Annotated in this window: 14 protein-coding genes, 1 tRNA gene and 2 rRNA genes; 5 read left to right on the top strand and 12 right to left on the bottom strand. The window is 45.6% G+C overall.

What is annotated here, in order from left to right; all coding sequences use genetic code 11:
* Nucleotides 1-50: 50 nt before the first annotated feature.
* From CWO08_RS22010 to CWO08_RS21975, 8 genes are all read right to left on the bottom strand, one after another.
* Nucleotides 51-2,531 (bottom strand): EAL domain-containing protein, encoded by a 2,481-nt coding sequence (locus CWO08_RS22010; protein ID WP_108021116.1) that lies wholly within the window; start codon nt 2,529-2,531, stop codon nt 51-53.
* Nucleotides 2,532-2,724: 193 nt separating this feature from the next.
* On the bottom strand, nt 2,725-5,223 hold the full coding sequence (locus CWO08_RS22005) for an EAL domain-containing protein (protein ID WP_102432585.1): 2,499 nt from the start codon (nt 5,221-5,223) through the stop codon (nt 2,725-2,727).
* Between the two features lie 168 nt (nt 5,224-5,391).
* The gene (gene yigB, locus CWO08_RS22000; protein ID WP_102432584.1) at nt 5,392-6,108 is read right to left on the bottom strand and encodes a 5-amino-6-(5-phospho-D-ribitylamino)uracil phosphatase YigB; all 717 of its coding nucleotides are present in this window, start codon (nt 6,106-6,108) and stop codon (nt 5,392-5,394) included.
* 15 nt (nt 6,109-6,123) lie between these two features.
* Nucleotides 6,124-7,056: a tyrosine recombinase XerC gene (gene xerC / locus CWO08_RS21995; protein ID WP_017061015.1), complete on the bottom strand. Its 933-nt coding sequence runs from the start codon at nt 7,054-7,056 to the stop codon at nt 6,124-6,126.
* Nucleotides 7,025-7,723 carry a DUF484 family protein gene (locus CWO08_RS21990; protein ID WP_108021115.1) on the bottom strand — a complete coding sequence of 233 codons (699 nt, stop codon included), beginning with the start codon at nt 7,721-7,723 and terminating at the stop codon, nt 7,025-7,027. Before CWO08_RS21990 ends, xerC begins: the two co-directional genes overlap by 32 nt.
* 44 nt (nt 7,724-7,767) lie before the next feature.
* Complete coding sequence (gene dapF / locus CWO08_RS21985) at nt 7,768-8,598, bottom strand: diaminopimelate epimerase (RefSeq protein WP_017061013.1); 831 nt, start codon at nt 8,596-8,598, stop codon at nt 7,768-7,770.
* An 11-nt stretch (nt 8,599-8,609) separates the two neighbouring features.
* On the bottom strand, nt 8,610-9,863 hold the full coding sequence (lysA, locus tag CWO08_RS21980) for a diaminopimelate decarboxylase (protein WP_108021114.1): 1,254 nt from the start codon (nt 9,861-9,863) through the stop codon (nt 8,610-8,612).
* A gap of 41 nt (nt 9,864-9,904) precedes the next feature.
* On the bottom strand, nt 9,905-10,117 hold the full coding sequence (locus tag CWO08_RS21975; RefSeq protein WP_017104751.1) for a lipoprotein: 213 nt from the start codon (nt 10,115-10,117) through the stop codon (nt 9,905-9,907).
* Between CWO08_RS21975 and cyaY the strand changes: the two genes are divergently transcribed.
* Nucleotides 10,097-10,411, top strand: coding sequence for an iron donor protein CyaY (gene cyaY, locus CWO08_RS21970; protein WP_048658898.1), 315 nt, complete (start codon nt 10,097-10,099; stop codon nt 10,409-10,411). The two genes, CWO08_RS21975 and cyaY, sit on opposite strands and share 21 nt — an antisense overlap.
* Before the next feature lie 71 nt (nt 10,412-10,482).
* Here the strand turns inward: cyaY and CWO08_RS21965 are convergent, their stop codons facing one another.
* Entirely contained in the window at nt 10,483-13,011 is a 2,529-nt protein-coding gene (locus tag CWO08_RS21965) for a class I adenylate cyclase (RefSeq protein WP_108021113.1), read from the bottom strand.
* Nucleotides 13,012-13,355: 344 nt separating this feature from the next.
* Here CWO08_RS21965 and hemC point away from each other — a divergent pair, with 344 nt between their 5' ends.
* From hemC to CWO08_RS21945, 4 genes are read left to right on the top strand one after another with little or no spacing between them, the layout of a single operon-like run.
* Complete coding sequence (gene hemC / locus CWO08_RS21960; protein ID WP_048658900.1) at nt 13,356-14,294, top strand: hydroxymethylbilane synthase; 939 nt, start codon at nt 13,356-13,358, stop codon at nt 14,292-14,294.
* Nucleotides 14,295-14,296: 2 nt separating this feature from the next.
* Nucleotides 14,297-15,025 carry a uroporphyrinogen-III synthase gene (locus CWO08_RS21955; protein WP_108021112.1) on the top strand — a complete coding sequence of 243 codons (729 nt, stop codon included), beginning with the start codon at nt 14,297-14,299 and terminating at the stop codon, nt 15,023-15,025.
* A gap of 18 nt (nt 15,026-15,043) precedes the next feature.
* Complete coding sequence (locus tag CWO08_RS21950; protein ID WP_048658902.1) at nt 15,044-16,270, top strand: uroporphyrinogen-III C-methyltransferase; 1,227 nt, start codon at nt 15,044-15,046, stop codon at nt 16,268-16,270.
* Nucleotides 16,270-17,451, top strand: a complete 1,182-nt coding sequence (locus CWO08_RS21945; RefSeq protein WP_048662859.1) for a heme biosynthesis protein HemY — start codon at nt 16,270-16,272, stop codon at nt 17,449-17,451. Before CWO08_RS21950 ends, CWO08_RS21945 begins: the two co-directional genes overlap by 1 nt.
* Nucleotides 17,452-18,029: 578 nt before the next feature.
* Here the strand turns inward: CWO08_RS21945 and CWO08_RS21940 are convergent.
* The 3 genes from CWO08_RS21940 to CWO08_RS21930 form a co-directional block, all read right to left on the bottom strand.
* Nucleotides 18,030-18,106, bottom strand: a tRNA-Asp gene (locus CWO08_RS21940).
* A 45-nt stretch (nt 18,107-18,151) separates the two neighbouring features.
* A 5S ribosomal RNA gene (gene rrf, locus CWO08_RS21935) occupies nt 18,152-18,267 on the bottom strand.
* Nucleotides 18,268-18,398: 131 nt separating this feature from the next.
* Nucleotides 18,399-19,055: ribosomal RNA gene (locus CWO08_RS21930) — 23S ribosomal RNA — on the bottom strand; the annotation flags it as partial.

Below are 19,055 nucleotides of genomic sequence, written 5' to 3'. Positions count from 1 at the left end.
GTACTTTAGTTATTGAGCCAACCAGTGTTTCACGTGAAACGCTCGCTCCATCAAAACAAACGCTGAGGTTGACCAAAGTAATAGCCTTGCAGGTAATCGACCCCCATGTCTTCGGCAATACGACACACCTGCTCATTATGAACGAACTCAGCCACCGTCTTAGCATTCAGAATCTGGCATAAGCTCACTAACTGCTGAGCGATCTTGCGTTGCTTTTTATCTTTATCAATATTGCGAATCAAACTGCCATCAAGCTTGATCACCTGTGGTTCTAGCTTCAATATCTCATCAATGTTCGAATAGCCCGAACCAAAGTCATCAACAATAATATTCACACCAAGATCGCGGAAGTGGTTACACACCTCGATCAAGCGACCGTAATCCTGAATTTGTTCCGTTTCTAGCACCTCCAAGCCAATACGCTGTGGGTGACTGATTTTCTTGATGGCTTGCTCAAGGTGAAGAATGGTTTTCTCATTGCTGAAATCTTGTGGTGCTAAATTAATTGAGAACGAATCGGTTCGCTGACTCATAAAATCGAAGGTGCGCGTTATCATCTGACGACTGAGGCGTGTATAGAGATGGGTTCCTTCAATGATTGGTAAGAACTTACCCGGTGCAATCAGCTGACCGTCCTCTTCAATTCGAACCAAACACTCGTGGCTCTCTACCTGATGACTGTGTGCTGAGACAATCGGTTGAGAACACGCCACAATATTCTGATTAAGCACAGCGCGACTCACGCACGACAGCCAACCAAGTTGTTCTTGGCGATGCTTCTCCAATTGAATGAGTGCCTTGGCGCTCACTAAGTGTTTGTTTTGGCTGACGGCGCTACGCCGCGCATCAATCGCCTTCAACAATAAGTCATCAATAGAGGTAGTCGGGAAATCTCGACGGCTGGCAATACCCGCACAGATAGACACCGACAAGTAATCAATATCGGGTAAACCGGTCGGCTCAAAATTCACATGCTCGGTTTGATCAGCAAATTCCGAGAATCGCTGGTGGATATGTTCTTGGCTCGCCCAACTATCAAACACCACCGCCCACTCACCAATACCGATACTGTAGAGCTGACAGCCCTCATCAAAGAACTGCCACAGCGCCTTTTGAAAGTACTCACTCAAATCATGCAGAAGCTTGTCACCCACTCGATAGCCGTACTTCTCATTGATCTGACCAAAGGTCGTGACCTTCAAAGCTAGCAAGTGGCTATCACTGCTCATCTTCGACAGCTTCTCACGCAACACACTTCGATTGGGCAAGCCAGTACGGTGATCAATTCGGTAGCTCGCCGTCAATGCAGTAGCTTGCTGCTGAATCTTACTCGCCATGCTGTTGTTCATGTCATCGACATCAAGCAGTGCATTTCGAATCAATGAAAACAGAGGGGATATATTGGTCGCGGGTTGTGTCTCTAATGGCAATACCACCTTACCCTCGCCTTCTCTAAGCGCAAGGTAAGTGAGGCTATGGTGCAAGATTCGCTGTTGGCTATTCTCTTGATAAAGTTCTCCCATGCAGTAAACGCCATAGCTGTCGGCCAATTTTTGGAAAACCTCTACCTCTTGGTTGCCATCGATAAAGTCGATGCGAGATGTGCAGTTGTAAATGAAGAACTGTTCTGGCCTATGAGAGGCGATCTGCTGCACGCCAAGTCGTATTTGCTCTAGGGTCAATGATGGATGGTCATAACAAAACCGGACCTCATCGCCCACTTGGAACTGGCCGCTGAATTCTATCTCTCCACTTTCCGCTACCTTGAGCGGTAAGTGAATGTTTTGCTCTTTCGGCTCACCGACCATCAACGGAAAGTTATGCAGTTGCTCAAAAGGCACTTCGAAGCCATCAGCGAGGTAACGATTGTAGAGTTCGCGAACAGGCATGCCATCCAATTCCAGCAACCGGTTATCTTGAGCACCTGTCACTCGGAAAGTCCGACCAATCGGATTCCACTCAGTGTAATAACCTTTAGCGATGGAGAGTTCGACACTGTGCAGCGCCAACATCACATAGGCATTTTCATAGCAAATGCCGTCTAACATCACCCATCGCCCATTATCTGTGATGGTCGATGCACCGCCACAGATAGGTAATGAATACCTCGACTGCTCAAATGCTGAAAATAGATCTCGGTTATTTATCTGCAAGCGGTCTGCGAAACAAATGATGCTTTGAGTATTATCATTGCACTCAAGCTGTTGCCACATAGCGTGGCTATCAGACAATGGTTGTTCGCTATATTCGACAACACCACAGGAGTAAGACGTCGTGTCAAAGCGGGTAACAATCAGATAAAGACCTTGGTGTAGGATGACACCTTGGCTAATGTAATGGTTAGCGCTGCAACCAATCAGTTTGGCATTGGGGAATGTCGATTGAATCACTTGGCAGGCAGCCAAAACAGAACCTTTCTCGAAAGACGAAAACACCTGAATCAGTAGGCTTTCATGTTGATGAAAATCTATCTTTTCCAATTCAAGTTGGGTTTGCTCAATGTCTTGTATCAGGAGAGAAGTCGACTGCATATTCACATTAATCGTTACGTTAATGATCTGTTATTGTGCTTATTATAGATAAGGCTTGCACGGAATACTTACGATCGTGCTATGAATAATGTGACCTTAGTAAGACATCATTCATTCCGCCAAAAAGCAGTCATTAATGGCGGCGCAGTACTTTTATCGTCAGTAGTTATACTGATACTAGAAGCTTTAACAGCTAAAACAGTCGCTTAGGCTCACCGAAGTAGTAACCCTGCAGATAATCGACACCCATTTGTTCTGCTATCTCACAAACTTGTTGGTTGTGGACAAATTCAGCGACCGTTTTGGCATTGAACACTTGGCATAAGCGAACCAACTGAGAGGCGATATTTCTTTGTTTTTGGTCTTTATCGATATTACGAATCAAGCTACCGTCGAGCTTAATGATCTGCGGCTCTAGCTTGATGATTTCATCGATATTGGAGTAACCAGAGCCAAAATCATCAACAATGATTCTCGCCCCGAGTGCTCGGAAGTGATCACACACCTCAATCATGCGGCCATAATCTTTAATCTGTTCTGACTCGAGAACCTCTAAACCTAATCGAGTGGGATCGTTCATGCCACTGATCGCAGCCTCGAGCACCTCAAGCGTCTTGTCGCTCAACAAATCTTGTGGGGATAGATTGATAGAAAATGAGCTCTGCTTATCCGCCATGTAGCCGATAGTACTCTTAATCATGTGTCGACTAAGACGCGTGTATAGATGGGTGTCAGCAATGATAGGTAAGAACTTTCCTGGTGGTACAATGGTACCGTCCGACTCCATGATTCTGACCAAACACTCTTGGCCAATCATTTCGTGCGTACCCGATTCCACAATCGGCTGTGAGTAGGTGATGATGTTCTGATCTAAAATCGCACGACTTACACAGCTCAGCCAACCGAGTTGCTCTTTGCGGTCTTCTTCGCTCACCTGGATGTCTTTGGCATTGGTGATGTGGGTATTGTTCCGCACCCCATAACGTCGAGCTTCGATCGCTTTCAATAAGATTTCGTCACCGCTGTCGGTTAAGAAATCACAACGACTGGCAAAACCGCCACACAAAGAAACTGACAGGTAATCAATATCAGCCAAACCATACGGCTCAAAGTTGATGTGTTCGATGTCATCCGCGAACTCAACGAAACCTTCTTTTATTCTCGCACTACCAACACTGGCATTAAAGATAATCGCCCACTCTCCGACACCAATACTGAACAGCTCAACCTTCACGCGAGGCTCTTTCACGACACGAAGCTGCAATCGTTCGATAAAGTGATTAGACAGATCAAGCAGTAACTGGTCACCCACTTGGTAGCCGTATTTTTCATTAACTTGATGGAAGTTCGTTAGCTTTAACGTGAGTAAGTGTTCACTAAATAGAATCGTATTGAGGCGTTCTTTTAATACGATACGATTCGGCAAGCCAGTGCGTGAGTCAATGCGATAGCTCTCGGTTAAACGACGCGCTTGTTGATGGAGCTTCTTTTCCATCTGAGTATTCATACTGTCGAGATCAGCGACTGCATTTCTGACCAGGTTAAGTAATGGCGACACTGTTGAGCCACACTGAAAGTCTTCACAATGAAACTCTTTGATCTCGTCAGACTCGCGCATAGCAATATAAGTCAGGCTGTGATGCAGTATTTCTTGACGGTCTTCATTACGGTATAGCTCCCCCATACAGTAGGCACCACACGTGTTCACTATCCCTTCAAATGGCTTGAGCTCAAGTTTACTGTCGATAAACTCAAGTCGAGATACACAGTTATAGATGATCACCGATTCAGGCTGATGCATCGCAAGCATCTCGGCACCATGACGTACCTTTTCAGCGGTCAAAGAGGGGTGGTTATAACAAAACTGCGCCTCTTCACCAACATGCCAAGGGCTATCAAACTCGATACTGCCATCATCATTAATACGCAGAGGCGTCGAGATACCCTTCTTTCTGCCAAGCTCTCGATAAAGCGGAAAGCTCATCAGTTGACTAAAAGGAAGGTCTTTGCCATCCGCAAGGTAATGTTTGAATACCTCAATAGCCGGCTTGTCATTCAACGCGTATAAGCGATTTCCAACTGCGTGTGTGACTCGTAGCTTCATCCCAATCGGGTTCCACTCAGAGTACGCGTCCGACCAAACCTTCAATCTTGGGTTAGTCAGAGCCACCGCAACACAGGCGTGCTGGTAGGTTTGCTCGTTATACATAACCCAACGGCCAAATTCATTCTCATGACACAGTCCACCAGCGATCGGCAAGGCGTAAGGCAAATTCTCAAAAGCGCTATAGATAGGGTAATCACGCCCTTCTACCTGATCACATAGGCTGATAACGGTTTTGGTGTCTTTGGTTAGGCCTAGCTGAGAAGCAAGCGCTTGGCTGTCTTGAGTTGGATTGCCAGTAAACGGCTGAACCGCAGAGGTTAGATGGGTTTCGTTAAACTCACTGATGATGACTAAAGTACATGTACTCTCAAGACAGTTGTCACAGATAACATGACGAGCACTCTGACCGATTAGCGTCGCATTGTTTAAGCGATTGAGGGCAACACTCGCGATTTGACGAGCCAGATCTGAAGATTGAGCTGAGAAGATTTGAATAAGGTACTGTTTGCTGTCACACCATTCTCGCTGATCAAATTGAGCTCTAAATAACGCCTCAGTATTTGCGAGAAATGTAAATGTTTGCATGCCAACCCTTGTTCAAAATCGAGTGAAGTAACAACCCGCAACCACTGCTATGACTGAAATGAATCGCTAAAAAGTAGTCGCCAATTATCCTAACCTAATCAGGCTTTTATAGGCGACTAATGTAACAATTCACTATCATAAATGCGACACAATAAGCCTACCTAGCCATTAAATTAGTCGCATAAGATCGCTAAGTTGGTCTATTTCAACATCAGGAAGCAGGCTCGCCTTCGGGGAGTGGTATAAATTGGAACCAGTGTCATTAAACCAGCATGCTTGGAAGCCATTTTGCTTGGCTCCGTAGACATCCGTTTTGAGGTGATCACCAACATGAAGAATATTCTCAGCATTACAATCTAGGTGCTGCTGAGCTTTTTCAAACATATCTGGGTAAGGTTTAGCTCTGCCATCAGGGCCGGCTTTAAGGATTAACTGAAAATACAGCCCTAAGCCAATTTTGTGCGGGTCGACATTGCCATTAGTAATTGCAACTAGAGGAATACGTTGGCTAAGCTCAGTCATCACTCGATGTGTTTCGTCAGGCACATCGACTTGATTACGCAACCACAAGGCATGCTCAATGCCTTCTCGAGCCGCTTGCTCTGCTTGCTGCTGAGAATAACCCAATTGCAGCAAACCACTCTTAATCTGAGTTTCACGCCACACGGTGACATCATGTTTCAAAGCTGGGTTTTCAGATGCGACTTGCTGCTTAATGCCCTGCCACTCTTCGAGCGATAAAGAAGCCGACACTGGGTGCTTTTGATAAAGCCACTGTGCCATCTCCTTCTCAACCTTCATGATCACAGGCCAGTTGTCATACAGGGTGTCATCCAAGTCAAAGGTCATGGCTTTGATGGGCTTTAACCCTCGATAAATTCGCATAATAAACCCTTAAATCTAGTCTTTGTTCTTCTTACGCGCTCTCGGGTGAGCCTGATCATAAGCTTGTGCTAAGTGTTGGAAATCTAAGTGGGTATACACTTGGGTCGTCGAGATGTTTTCATGGCCAAGCAATTCTTGAACAGCACGAAGGTTTTGGCTCGATTCCAGCACATGCGTTGCAAAGGAGTGACGCAGTTTATGCGGGCTGATGTGGCTCGCGACAGATTGCTTCTTGCCCCATTCTTCCATACGTTTTTGCACGCTTCGATGAGAAATACGAGTCCCGAGCTTAGAGACAAACAGTGCGGTTTCACCCGGTGAAGCCAACTCACCACGGACTTTGAGCCATTTATCGACCCACTCTTTAGCTAAACCAGAAAAAGGCGCTTTGCGTTCTTTGTCGCCTTTACCAATCACTCGAATTTCGCCTTGTCGACCCAACACATCTTTCAGGTTGATACCGACCAGTTCTGCCAATCGTAACCCCGCACCATACATCACCTCCATCATCGCCCGGTCACGAATAGACAATGGATCGTCCTCATTAACATCAAGCAGTTGACCGACTTCATCGACATCGAGGTTTTTAGGCAAAGGGCGTTGCTTGCGAGGTGCAGAGACACCTTTGGCTGGATTGGCGGTCATTTCGCCACGCAACACAAGGAAATCAAAGAAGCTGCGTAGTGACGACAAGCGAGTTGCGATGCTGCTCGCTTTCATTCCCTCACGCATACCTTTACTGGCAAGTTGTCTTACCCACGCCGCATCGACCTGGCCCCAATCCTTTAGCCCTAGAGTAACTAAATGACCGGCCATGGTTTCAAGTTGTTGTTTGTAATTACGTTGGGTGTGTAAGCTGAGTCCCTTCTCGCTTCTGAGATATTCATAGAAGCGAGAAAGTGGCTTTTGAAGGCTGTTAGGAAGAGGTATTTTGGGCTCTAGGCTCATTATTTATCTGCCAAGGTAAGGTGTCCGCCAAATGAGCGACAACAAGTGCTAAATGGCGTAAAAAGAGCGTATCCATATGGGGTTGGAAATGTCCGCCATCTTCACTAGAAAAGGCGAGCAAGCCCAATGGAGACTGCTTAGCAAGCGGTAGTACTACATAAGAGCCTAGCTCTGGAACTGGATAATCACCAAACAAATCGTGTCTATCGGCTTTTCTCAGGCGTCCTAGATAAGCATCTTTGCCATTAAAATGGTTAAGCGAAAACTTCGAGTAACCCTCGGCACTAAGTTGATAAAAACCCGGTTGCGAAAGAATTCGAACATGCGCTTTAAGCCCAAGATCTAACGCTTTTTGTTCAACGGCTTTTATCACCTGCATGAAGTCACTGCATTTCAGCACTTGCGCTTGCAGATCCATAAATTCATAGAAGGTTTTATCATTATTTGCAGCCAGAGACATCAAGCCAGTGATCTCTTCTTCAAGCTCTTCGATTCGATGACGTTGGCGTTTAAGCTGAATCTCAACCAGAGAAACAGCACCCTGTTCAACGTTATTGATAGCAAGGCGATCAACCAAATCTTTTCGGTCTTGGAAAAAATCTGGGTTATCACGTAAATATTCCGCGACCACTTCTGCGGTGAGTGCGTCGGCTTCAACGTAAGACAAAACCTATCCTTTATTTTTATGAATCTATTTGTTTTTGGTCGTTACTAGCAAGAAAGTTGACCATCAAATACATGCGTTGCTGGGCCAGTCATAAACAGAGGTTTTCCCGGGCCTTGCCAGCTAATGTGTAAGTCACCGCCAGGTAGACGAACTTTTACATTCTCAGCCAATAAGCCTTGAGTAATGCCTACCGCAACCGCGCCACATGCACCGCTGCCACATGCTTGAGTTTCACCAGCACCACGTTCATAAACACGTAAGCGAACCTCTTCACGATTAACCACTTGCATAAAGCCAGCATTAACACGTTCAGGGAAACGTTCATGTGATTCAAGAAGCGGGCCTAAGGTATCCACATCAGCCGTGTCGACGTCATCAACAACAGTCACCACATGCGGGTTACCCATGCTTACTGCACCACAGAATAAAGTGTGTACATCCGTTCTTAGGATATACGTCTTCTCTGGCTGCTTCGCCTTAAATGGAATCTTGCCAGGTTCGAACTCAGGAATGCCCATGTTCACCGTGATCAGGTCATTCTCTTCAATCTTGAGAACCATTTTACCTTTCTTGGTACTCACGTTGATGCTGTACTTATTCGTTAAGCCTTTCATGCGAACGAATCGTGCAAAACAACGAGCGCCATTACCACACTGCTCCACTTCACTGCCATCCGCATTAAATATGCGGTAATGGAAATCAGTTTCTGGATCATAGGGAGCCTCAACCACAAGTAGCTGGTCAAAGCCCACACCAGTGTGACGATCCGCCAAACGACGGATCAAATCTGGAGAAAAGAAAATATTTTGAGTAATGCAGTCCACGACCATGAAATCATTGCCCAAACCATGCATTTTAGAAAAGTGGAAGTGCATAACGCTTAAAATTACTCCGGAAGAATGTTTTCAAGTTCCCACAGACTCGTAAGCTCTTCACGCTGACGAACCAAATGAGTTTTATCGCCATCCACCATCACTTCAGCCGCACGCGAACGAGTGTTGTAGTTAGATGACATCGCGAAGCCATAAGCACCCGCAGAACGAACCGCTAGCAGATCACCTTCTTCAAGAACAAGGTCACGATCTTTACCTAGGAAATCGCCTGTCTCGCAAATTGGGCCAACCAAATCGTAAGTCACCGCTTCACCCTGACGCGGGCTCACAGGAACAATATCCTGCCAAGCTTGGTAAAGTGCTGGGCGCATTAGGTCGTTCATTGCTGCATCTATGATGGCAAAGTTCTTGTGCTCTGTTGGCTTGAGGAACTCAACTTTCGTTAATAGTACACCAGCGTTAGCAGCAATCGCTCTTCCTGGCTCGAAAATCAGCTCTAGATCAGAATGATTGTCTAAACGAGCCAATAGTGCTTTTGCGTAATCTGAAGGTTGTGGTGGTAATTCATCACGATATACCACACCCAAACCACCACCAACATCAAGGTGCTTAATGTTAATACCATCAGCACGTAGTTGGTCGATCAGAGCAAGCAAACGGTCAGTCGCATCAATGAAAGGTTCGATATCCGTTAACTGAGAACCGATGTGGCAATCAATACCATGGATAGACAAGTTATCGAGTGTTTGTGCAAACGCATAGACAGCAGGAGCACGGTCGAAAGCAATACCAAACTTGTTATCACGCAGACCTGTAGAAATATAAGGGTGAGTGTTGGCATCAACATCTGGGTTGATACGCAGTGAAATCGGTGCTTTAACACCAAGCTCACCAGCCACTTTATTCAGTCGTTCAAGTTCTGGCTCAGACTCAACGTTGAAACACTTAATGTTCAACTCAAGCGCACGCTTCATTTCAGCAGCTGTTTTACCGACACCAGAGAATACAACTTTAGCTGGATCGCCACCGGCAGCAACCACACGCTCTAGCTCACCGCCTGAAACGATATCGAAACCTGACCCCAAACGAGCCAAAGTGTTTAATACGCCAAGGTTTGAGTTAGCTTTAACGGCATAACACACCAAGTGTGGATGCTCACAAACCGATGAATCAAACGCATTCCAGTGGCGTTCTAATGTTGCACGAGAATATATATACAGCGGTGTACCATATTGCTCTGCTAATTGTGAAAGTGCGACGTCCTCAGCCCAAAGCTGGCCATCTTCCTGATAGTTGAAGTAATCCAAAGTTCTTATCCCTTATAAATAACGATTTCTGCGTGCTTCACTTATTGTGATTGTTCAGTCTGTTGAACTTCATCAGGATCGTATAACGGACCCGTTTGACCACAACCAGAAAGTCCAATAACGGACACCATAAACAGAGCGGTAATTAATTTTTTCATTTTGCATATCGTGATTATTAACTCAATGCCCCCTATAATCGCACCACACTCAGGAAAAGCAATAGGATAGAAAGGATGAACGAGACTGAATTTCATCAACTGGTCGATATACAGATGCAAAACATCGAAGAAGCTATCGATGAATCAGAGGCAGATATTGATTACGAAGTGACTGGTAACGTAATGACACTCGAATTTGAGAACCGCAGCCAAATCATTATCAACCGCCAAGAACCAATGAAAGAAATCTGGTTAGCGTCTAAATCTGGTGGCTTTCACTTCAAGCTAGTTGACGACAAGTGGACATGTTCAAAGACGGGCATGGAGCTGTTTGAGATGGTGAAAGAAGAATGCGTGAAGCATGCAGGTGAAGAGATCGATTGGGTCTAATCATTTGTAAGCAAAACTAAAAAGGAGTGAATCAATCACTCCTTTTTTAATATCAATCAGTCTTAATAAGCCTAGATGTTGACTATCTTTGAACTCCGAGAAGCTAACGTCGCATCGTTACGGTAAGGCACAACGTAGGAGCAACCCTCTTCAGGGTGAACAATCTGGTAGTACTGAGGTAAATTAAAGTTAATCAACTTAGACGACATCTTCGACTCATCTTTTACCGACGTATAGAAAGAGTTCACACTCGCGATCATCTCATCTTTTTCGCCGCTGTACTGGTGATACACCTCTACCTGATTCGACTCATCCAATACATAAATATTGAAACCTTTATCGGTATCTTCAAAGAAGAACTGAATTAAGCCCTCACTCGCAAAACCATCCACCACTTCTGGCAGTTGATACTCTTGCTCTTTATCCAGCATCAGTAAAGGCGACCCCTTCAGCTTGTTGGTTGAGATACTACGGTAGAAGTCGACCGAGTTTTCCAACATCTGAACCGACACACCACGGCGCTCAAAAAACAGGCCAAACATCTTATTCGCTAAGCGAATGGCTTTAAAGCGACGGCGCTTCTCTGGTTCAATCGGTTTCAATCTTAGGTCGATACACTCGGCAAGCAGTTGATACACCATGTTACGCATCACACCGCGCAGGTTTTTGCTGTAACAGAACACATCGACCGACTCTGGCGGCAACGCATCTTGGTGCATTTTGCCAAGTACCGTCTTAAGCGCATCCAGCATCGCCGTATCACCTTGGAAATGCAGCGTACGTACTTCATGCCAAGAGTTACGATAAACCAAATCAACACTACCGACTAAACTCTTACCTTCTTCACCAAAGCTGAAGATATCCGCATTCTTGAGATCCACTTTTAATGCACGACCACTTAATTCAGAAGTCGGGTCATTTTCAAAGTTGATGAACATCGCCAACTGGCTAATCTCACATGGGCTAGCCAGGGCCTGCATACTTGGGCGACGCTTACGTAAAGAGAAGGTATTACGCAGATCACTCACCATTTGATAGAACTTATCGATATCAATATGGGCATCACGCACCACAGAGTGCAGACGTGTCGACTCAGTAATCAAGCCATTAAAGAATGACCAAGCAACCAACTTACTCAAGTACTCATGGTGTTCCAGAGAAGGCTGACCAAGAATACGATGCGCTACCAGTGGCTGTTTATACAAGTACCAACCGGCTTTATTCGACTGACCCTGACGAACTTCGATGAAGCTCAAGTCGGGTTCATGCAGATCAGGAGAGATTTGTGGGTTCAGTAGCGTCACTTTACCAGGCAAGACCTCAAACGCAGCGTAAAGTTTACGTGCCAAGATACTGATATCTTGTGGGCTGATGGCTGAAGTGATGTCATTACGACGCGCAAATTGAATCAGGTTGCGGTAGCTCAGCATCAAGGCATCAAGCAGTGCATGGTGCACCACTTTAACCTGTTCAACCTTCCAGTTACGGCGGTTATCGAGCTCAGCAATGATTTCCTGTCCCCAATCCCAAGACTTAGTCATCTCAGTTAAGGCTTCACGACGCCATGCAACAGAACCAATGCCAGCTTCGCGTGACAACTTCTCGTGAGTCTTTAGGTAGAAACAACGTCTTACCAAATCCAATCGAGTGTGGTCATTGATACGCTCTAGGTAACGCGTCACCTTCTCTAGCATCAGATAGTAGCTATCCATACCATACAGATCAGGTTCATCCGCAAAGAAACGGCGCTTGGTATCAATACTCAACAATTGAGTATTTGGGTATTCCCATGAATAAGCTTCTAACAAGATCGCCTTTAACACCGATTTATACGGTGAGTCGATACTCTTGTAGAGCTGCCACAGGTTAGAACCAAAGTACTCTTCAGCGGGAATACGATTCAGCTTACCGAAATCGATCCACTGTGAGCAGTCAAGATAGCCATCCTGACATAAGCCTTGAACATACTCGTCGTAACACTCTTCCATTTCTGGAGGAATGATTTGCCACAACAAGCGCTGGCCAGCCAAACGAACCGCAGAACGATAGAACTCATCAAGCAATAACAAGTGCTGCGAAGAGCCACAGTTATCACCGGTCATCTCTTCTGAATGGTTCGAACGAAAACGCTCTTCATCCATCAAGAAGAAGTTAGCTTCAACCCCTAAGGTTTCAGCCCAATCGGTAATCAGCAGACATTTGTTGGTTAGGCTGTCGCGAGATGCGCCATCCATATCTGGAGACACACATACCCAGATATCAAGATCACTTGAAGTGCTTTGACCAATAGAAGAAGTACTACCCATGGTGTACAAGCCAAGGATGGCAGGTTCAGCAGCCTCGGTAAGTTTACCACCCAGCGTTAATTCGGTATCAGAGACAAATTGCTTTTGGAATTCATTAAGCGTGAAGCTACGAATTCCAAAAGGAACTTGTTGGTCGTAATAACCAGGCATCATCGGGTGATTAAAGTGAAGCAGTGCGGGAATAAGGTTGAAAACTCGCTGGCCTTGCACATTCATCAACGCCAACGCACGATCAATGCGCTGCTGATTTAGATTGTCTAATCGTTGAATCAAAGTTTGAGTGTAAGCCTGCAAGGTAAGTCCTTGGTTTGAGGTTAAGTGCAGTTCTGTCTAGTTACTGAACGAAAGCAGCAACAAAACGTGATCAATTTAACACTTTTAGCCTTAATGGTAAAGCAAAGGAACCTGTCATACTGGTCAATTCCTTGATGACAGAAAGTTAAACTCACGGCGCCGTAGTGTCCTCTTTATTGACTATTTCTAATAATAGCCCATGTTTCAAATGAGATACCAATCACACTATTTTGGTGAACTAATGAAAATCTCTGAGCTATCAAAGTATCAAATGATCAAACAGTAAGAATTCTCGCCTCATAATGGTAGGATTAGGCTATTACAGAACCTATATCGGAACCACCATGACAAATTCAGCACCAATCCGTATCGCGACCAGAAAAAGCCCTCTTGCCCTTTGGCAGGCATACTTTGTAAGGGATGCACTGCAAGCTGCTCACCCTGGTTTAGAGGTTGAGTTGGTAACTATGGTGACCAAAGGTGACATCATCCTCGACACTCCTCTTGCTAAAGTGGGCGGTAAAGGACTGTTCGTTAAAGAACTTGAAGTAGCAATGCTAGAAGGTCGTGCTGACCTAGCCGTTCACTCAATGAAAGATGTACCTGTCGACTTTCCTGAAGGTCTAGGTCTGGTAACGATTTGTGAGCGTGAAGATCCACGTGACGCATTCGTATCAAACACTTACAACAATATTGATGAGCTACCACAAGGTGCTGTCGTTGGTACATGCAGCCTGCGTCGTCAGTGTCAATTACTTGAGTCTCGCCCCGACTTAATCATCAAGGAGCTACGCGGCAACGTTGGTACTCGCCTAGGTAAACTCGATGATGGCCAATACGATGCTATCGTCCTAGCGGCAGCTGGCCTTAAGCGCCTAGAACTTGAAGAGCGTATCCGTAGCTTTATCGAACCAGAGCAGTCTCTACCGGCTGTCGGTCAAGGTGCTGTTGGCATTGAATGTCGTCTTGATGATGAGCGTCTGATTAAACTTCTTGAACCACTAAACCACCAAGACACAGCCGATCGCGTGCTTTGCGAACGAGCAATGAACCTTACTCTAGAAGGTGGTTGTCAGGTGCCTATCGGTAGCTATTCACTATTAGACGGCGACAATATCTGGCTACGTGCATTAGTTGGTGAACCGGATGGTTCTAAGATGGTTCGTGGTGAGATCTCTGGTTCTCGTAAGGATGCAGAAGCGCTTGGCGTGACTCTAGCAAATCAATTGCTGGATGATGGTGCAAGAGAAATCCTAACCAAGCTCTACGCTGACCAAGAATAATCATGACAGTGTTGGTGACTCGCCCCGGTTCAGAGGGGCAATCGCTTTGCCAACAACTAGCGGATGAAGGGATTCAAGCAATCCATCATCCGCTGATTCGTATCGTTGATAATCCAAACTCTGCGGATTTAAGCACCAAGCTCAGTAACAGCGATATCATCATCGCCGTCAGTCACCACGCCGTGACCGCTGCCCAAAACATCCTTTCGAAAACCTCATCCATTTGGCCTACTTCGCCGCTTTATCTTGGCGTTGGTCAAAAAACTGCGCACGTTTTAAGCAAAGTCTGTAAACAAAAAGTAAACTACCCTCAAGTTAGTGATAGTGAAAACCTTCTTAAACTTACTGAACTTAATGGCGTAGAAAATAAGTCCATTTTGATACTACGTGGTAATGGTGGGCGTGAGCTCATTAGAGATTCTCTACTCAACCGAGGTGCACAAGTCTCTTATTGTGAGACCTACCGTAGAGAATATATTCCCATTAGCGACCACAATACCTATCAAACATGGATAAACAAAAAAGCGTCCAAAGTTGTCATCACTAGTCAGGAACAATTGGAGTATCTCTGCTCAATTACCCCTGATGAGTATTTGACTTGGCTTTCAACAAGACACCTATTTGTCCCAAGTCAGCGCATAGTAGAACGAGCACAACAACTCGGCTTCTCGAACGTGACCAATACTCACAGTGCTACGAACCAAATATTACTGGCTGCTCTCCGGCCCTAGCTAGAACAGGAAATAAGCATGACAAGCAAAAAAAATAACGAGCATATTGAACCTGAAAAGAAACAAGACACTCAGCCAGTAGTTGTTGAAAACGAAAAAGCTGACTCTACAGAGACAAAACAGCCCGAACAGAAGCTTGACGCCTCTGCGTCAAAGACCGCTAAAAATGAACAGCCTCAAACTGAGCATAAAGAGCAAGTAGAGAAAGCAGAAAAGCAAGGTAAGCGCGGTGTCAAACTAGGCGCTATTGCGATCGCTATTTCGATTATTTTCAGTGGCGGTATCGCATTTCAAATGCAGCAAAAGAGCGCTGAGTATTCAGCTCAAATCGCCGCTCTTCAAGCACAGCTTCAAAATACCCAATCTGCAGTAAATAAAGACCTACAAACCATCAAGCAAGAGACTATCCAAGAAGCGTCACACGCGGTGGAGAAAACTCAGGTCGTACAGTCTCAACAGCAGAAGAGTATTCAAAGCCTACAGTTAGCAGTGGCTGACGTTAAAGGTCGCCGCCCGAATGACTGGTTACTTGCCGAAGCCGATTACCTTGTGAAACTAGCAGGACGTAAACTGTTCCTAGAGCATGATGCCGTTAGCGCAACCAAGTTAATGGAAAGTGCCGATCAACGTATCGCAGCACTGAACGACCCTAGCTTAGTGTCACTGCGTCAATCAATGACCAATGACATTACTAAACTTCGCACCATTCCTCTGATCGACCGTGACGGTTTAGTTCTCCGCATCACAAGTCTGCAACAGCAAGTCGATACACTGCCGCTTGCCAATGCGATTCTTCCTGAAGCCGCAGTTGTTGAGAAAAAAGCAGTATCGCAAGATATTAATGATTGGCAGAACAACCTGATGACGTCGATGAAAGACTTCTCAGAAAACTTCATCACATTCCGCAGTCGTGATGGCGAAGTTATCCCTCTACTATCACCAGAACAGCACTTCTACCTGCGTGAAAACATCAAAGGTAAATTAGAAACCGCGATTCGCGCCGTCTACAAAGAACAAGGTGAACTCTATAGCGCAGCTCTTAATACCGCTAGCGAATGGTCGAAAGCGTATCTAAACCAAGATAACAACTCAGTGATTGAATTTGAGAAAGCAATTAAACAGTTAAGTGAACAGAACATCTCTGTGAAATACCCTGTAAAGCTTGAATCTCAAAATGAGTTGTCAGATGTCATTCGTGAACGTCTACGCCGTGAGGTAACGGTAATGACCTCGGAGGAGAAATAATGATTCGTTTGATTTTTCTTTTCCTTGTACTCGGTGCGGGTCTGTTTGTCGGTACTCAGTTCTCGGGTCAACAAGGTTATGTGCTGATCTCAATTGCCAATAAGACGATTGAGATGAGTGTGACAACAATGGCTATCTTTGTGATTGCCCTTTTGGCCGCACTGTTTGGCTTAGAGTACCTATTTAAGAAGCTTATGTACGCGAGCTCAACAACTTGGAACTGGTTCAGCGTTCGTAAACTAAAACGCTCGCGTCGTTATACCAATGAAGGCATCATCAAGCTTCTTGAGGGTGATTGGAAAGGCGCAGAGAAAAAGGTAACTCGCTGGGCGAATCACCACGACATGCCTCTACTTTGTTATTTAGTCGCTTCTCAAGCGGCTCACGAACAGGGTAATACGAAAGAGCGTGATAAGTACATCGAGCTTGCTAGCCAGCAGGACGACTCTCTACTGGCTGTTGAGCTAACTAAAGCAAAACAACAGATCAGTGAGTCGAACTACGAAGCCGCATTCGATACACTTTCGACCTTAAAAGGTACATACCCTAATAACACCGCTGTACTTGGCCTATTAAAAGCCACCTACATGCAGCTTAAACTCTGGCAGCCATTACTAGAGTTAACGCCTAAGCTAGCTAAAAACAAGCTTCTTACGACTGATGAGCAAGTTGAGTTAGAACAGAAAGCACAATGTGGTTTACTTCATGATGTCGCACAACAGCAAGGTAGCGAAGGCTTAATTAGTCACTGGAACAAGCTTTCAAGAAAGCAGAAGCAGAGCTCACACCTTGTATCATGCTTTGTGAAACAACTGATCGCTCGTAAAGCCGACTCAGAAGCCTTCACAGTGATCAAAGAGAACATTGCTAAGAGCAGTTCAAATGAGCTCTACATGCTGCTTCCAGAGCTTAACCTTGCCGATCACCATCCAGTAGTGGTCATGCTAGAACGTGCAATCAGTAAAGACAGTGGTAATGCCGAAGCACACAGCGCGTTGGCTCAGTTCTACCTAAGAGAGCAGAAGTGGGCGGAAGCACAAAGCCACTTCGAAAAAGCCCTAGCACTTCGCTCAAATGTTTCAGATTACGGATACCTATCCGACGCACTAGAGAAGCAAAACTTGACGAAAGCAGCTCATGAGGTTTCTCGTAAAGCGCTCGCTCTAGTTCAGCCAGCTTAAGTCAAAACAACTCAAACTAAGCCGATGCCAAGCATCGGCTTTTTTATATCTGTTGTTTATCCCCAAATAACTTCAACGATACTTATAAACCATAATCTATCGAGTCTTTACTCGTCTACCGCCACCAAACCAAGTGTATTAAAGTAACTATGAAGTTGTGCATTAGGGTCTATCAAACACACGGAGAACTGCTTTAATTGTGTCTGTACGTAGTTTTACAATTCTTAGAAACAAGCTCTTAGAAGAGACTCAGGAAAGGTTAATCTTTAAGGCGGTAAACAACATCAACTAACGCAACCAAGCCCTACTAAAAATAGTAGGGCTGCTTAATAGATGTCGAAATATCAAAGTTCGCTATCAACGGGCAACACTTCTACAAAACTCGCAGTTGAGTAATAACATTCATACGTCAGAAACGACGAAAGCCTAGTCGTCAGACTAGGCTTTCTAATATGTGCCGGAATAGCGTGAAGTGCAGGGGCTCGGTATCTTAACAACACTCATATAACCTAACAGCAAAACACTTTTCTTCAAATGTAAAAAAGCCCTGCTATTGCTAGCAGGGCTTTTCTAATAAGTGGCGGAGTGGACGGGACTCGAACCCGCGACCCCCGGCGTGACAGGCCGGTATTCTAACCAACTGAACTACCACTCCGCAGTGGACTACTTGTCGTCGCTGACAAGTCGTTCATAATTTAAAGCCTGGCGATGTCCTACTCTCACATGGGGAAGCCCCACACTACCATCGGCGCTATTGTGTTTCACTTCTGAGTTCGGCATGGAATCAGGTGGGTCCACAATGCTATGGTCGCCAAGCAAATTTTGCTTTTACTTTCAGTTTTTAAAAAACTGAAGGCAAATAATCTGGAAAACTGATTTAAAAGTCTCTTCAAACTCATTCAAGCGTTTGGTATTTCTTTGAGTCCACAAAACCCCTTGGGTGTTGTATGGTTAAGCCTCACGGGCAATTAGTACAGGTTAGCTCAATGCCTCGCAGCACTTACACACCCTGCCTATCAACGTCGTAGTCTACGACAACCCTTTAGGACGCTTATAGCGCCAGGGAAAACTCATCTCAAGGCTCGCTTCCCGCTTAGATGCTTTCAGCGGTTATCGATTCCGAACTTAGCTACCGGGCAATGCCATTGGCATGACAACCCGAACACCAGAGGTTCGTCCACTCCGGTCCTCTCGTACTAGGAGCAGCCCCTTTCAATTTTCCAACGCCCACGGCAGATAGGGACCGAACTGTCTCACGACGTTCTAAACCCAGCTCGCGTACCACTTTAAATGGCGAACAGCCATACCCTTGGGACCGACTTCAGCCCCAGGATGTGATGAGCCGACATCGAGGTGCCAAACACCGCCGTCGATATGAACTCTTGGGCGGTATCAGCCTGTTATCCCCGGAGTACCTTTTATCCGTTGAGCGATGGCCCTTCCATTCAGAACCACCGGATCACTATGACCTGCTTTCGCACCTGCTCGAATTGTCATTCTCGCAGTCAAGCGGGCTTATGCCATTGCACTAACCACACGATGTCCAACCGTGTTTAGCCCACCTTCGTGCTCCTCCGTTACTCTTTGGGAGGAGACCGCCCCAG

The sequence above is a fragment of the Vibrio sp. 10N.286.48.B8 genome, assembly GCF_003050085.1.
Taxonomy (GTDB): Bacteria; Pseudomonadota; Gammaproteobacteria; order Enterobacterales; family Vibrionaceae; genus Vibrio; species Vibrio crassostreae.
The sequence above is the reverse complement of the archived record's forward strand: the minus strand, read 5'-3'. Positions and strand labels throughout refer to the sequence as shown.

Bases quoted from the DNA above. Each gene is read 5' to 3' on its own strand.
- CWO08_RS21945 (WP_048662859.1), top strand. From the start codon at position 16,270: ATGATTCGTTTGATTTTTCTTTTCCTTGTACTCGGTGCGGGTCTGTTT.
- CWO08_RS21955 (WP_108021112.1), top strand. From the start codon at position 14,297: ATGACAGTGTTGGTGACTCGCCCCGGTTCAGAGGGGCAATCGCTTTGC.
- CWO08_RS21975 (WP_017104751.1), bottom strand. From the start codon at position 10,117: ATGAAATTCAGTCTCGTTCATCCTTTCTATCCTATTGCTTTTCCTGAG.
- CWO08_RS22010 (WP_108021116.1), bottom strand. From the start codon at position 2,531: ATGCAGTCGACTTCTCTCCTGATACAAGACATTGAGCAAACCCAACTT.
- hemC (WP_048658900.1), top strand. From the start codon at position 13,356: ATGACAAATTCAGCACCAATCCGTATCGCGACCAGAAAAAGCCCTCTT.
- cyaY (WP_048658898.1), top strand. From the start codon at position 10,097: ATGAACGAGACTGAATTTCATCAACTGGTCGATATACAGATGCAAAAC.
- CWO08_RS21950 (WP_048658902.1), top strand. From the start codon at position 15,044: ATGACAAGCAAAAAAAATAACGAGCATATTGAACCTGAAAAGAAACAA.
- xerC (WP_017061015.1), bottom strand. From the start codon at position 7,056: ATGAGCCTAGAGCCCAAAATACCTCTTCCTAACAGCCTTCAAAAGCCA.
- CWO08_RS22005 (WP_102432585.1), bottom strand. From the start codon at position 5,223: ATGCAAACATTTACATTTCTCGCAAATACTGAGGCGTTATTTAGAGCT.
- dapF (WP_017061013.1), bottom strand. From the start codon at position 8,598: ATGCACTTCCACTTTTCTAAAATGCATGGTTTGGGCAATGATTTCATG.
- yigB (WP_102432584.1), bottom strand. From the start codon at position 6,108: ATGCGAATTTATCGAGGGTTAAAGCCCATCAAAGCCATGACCTTTGAC.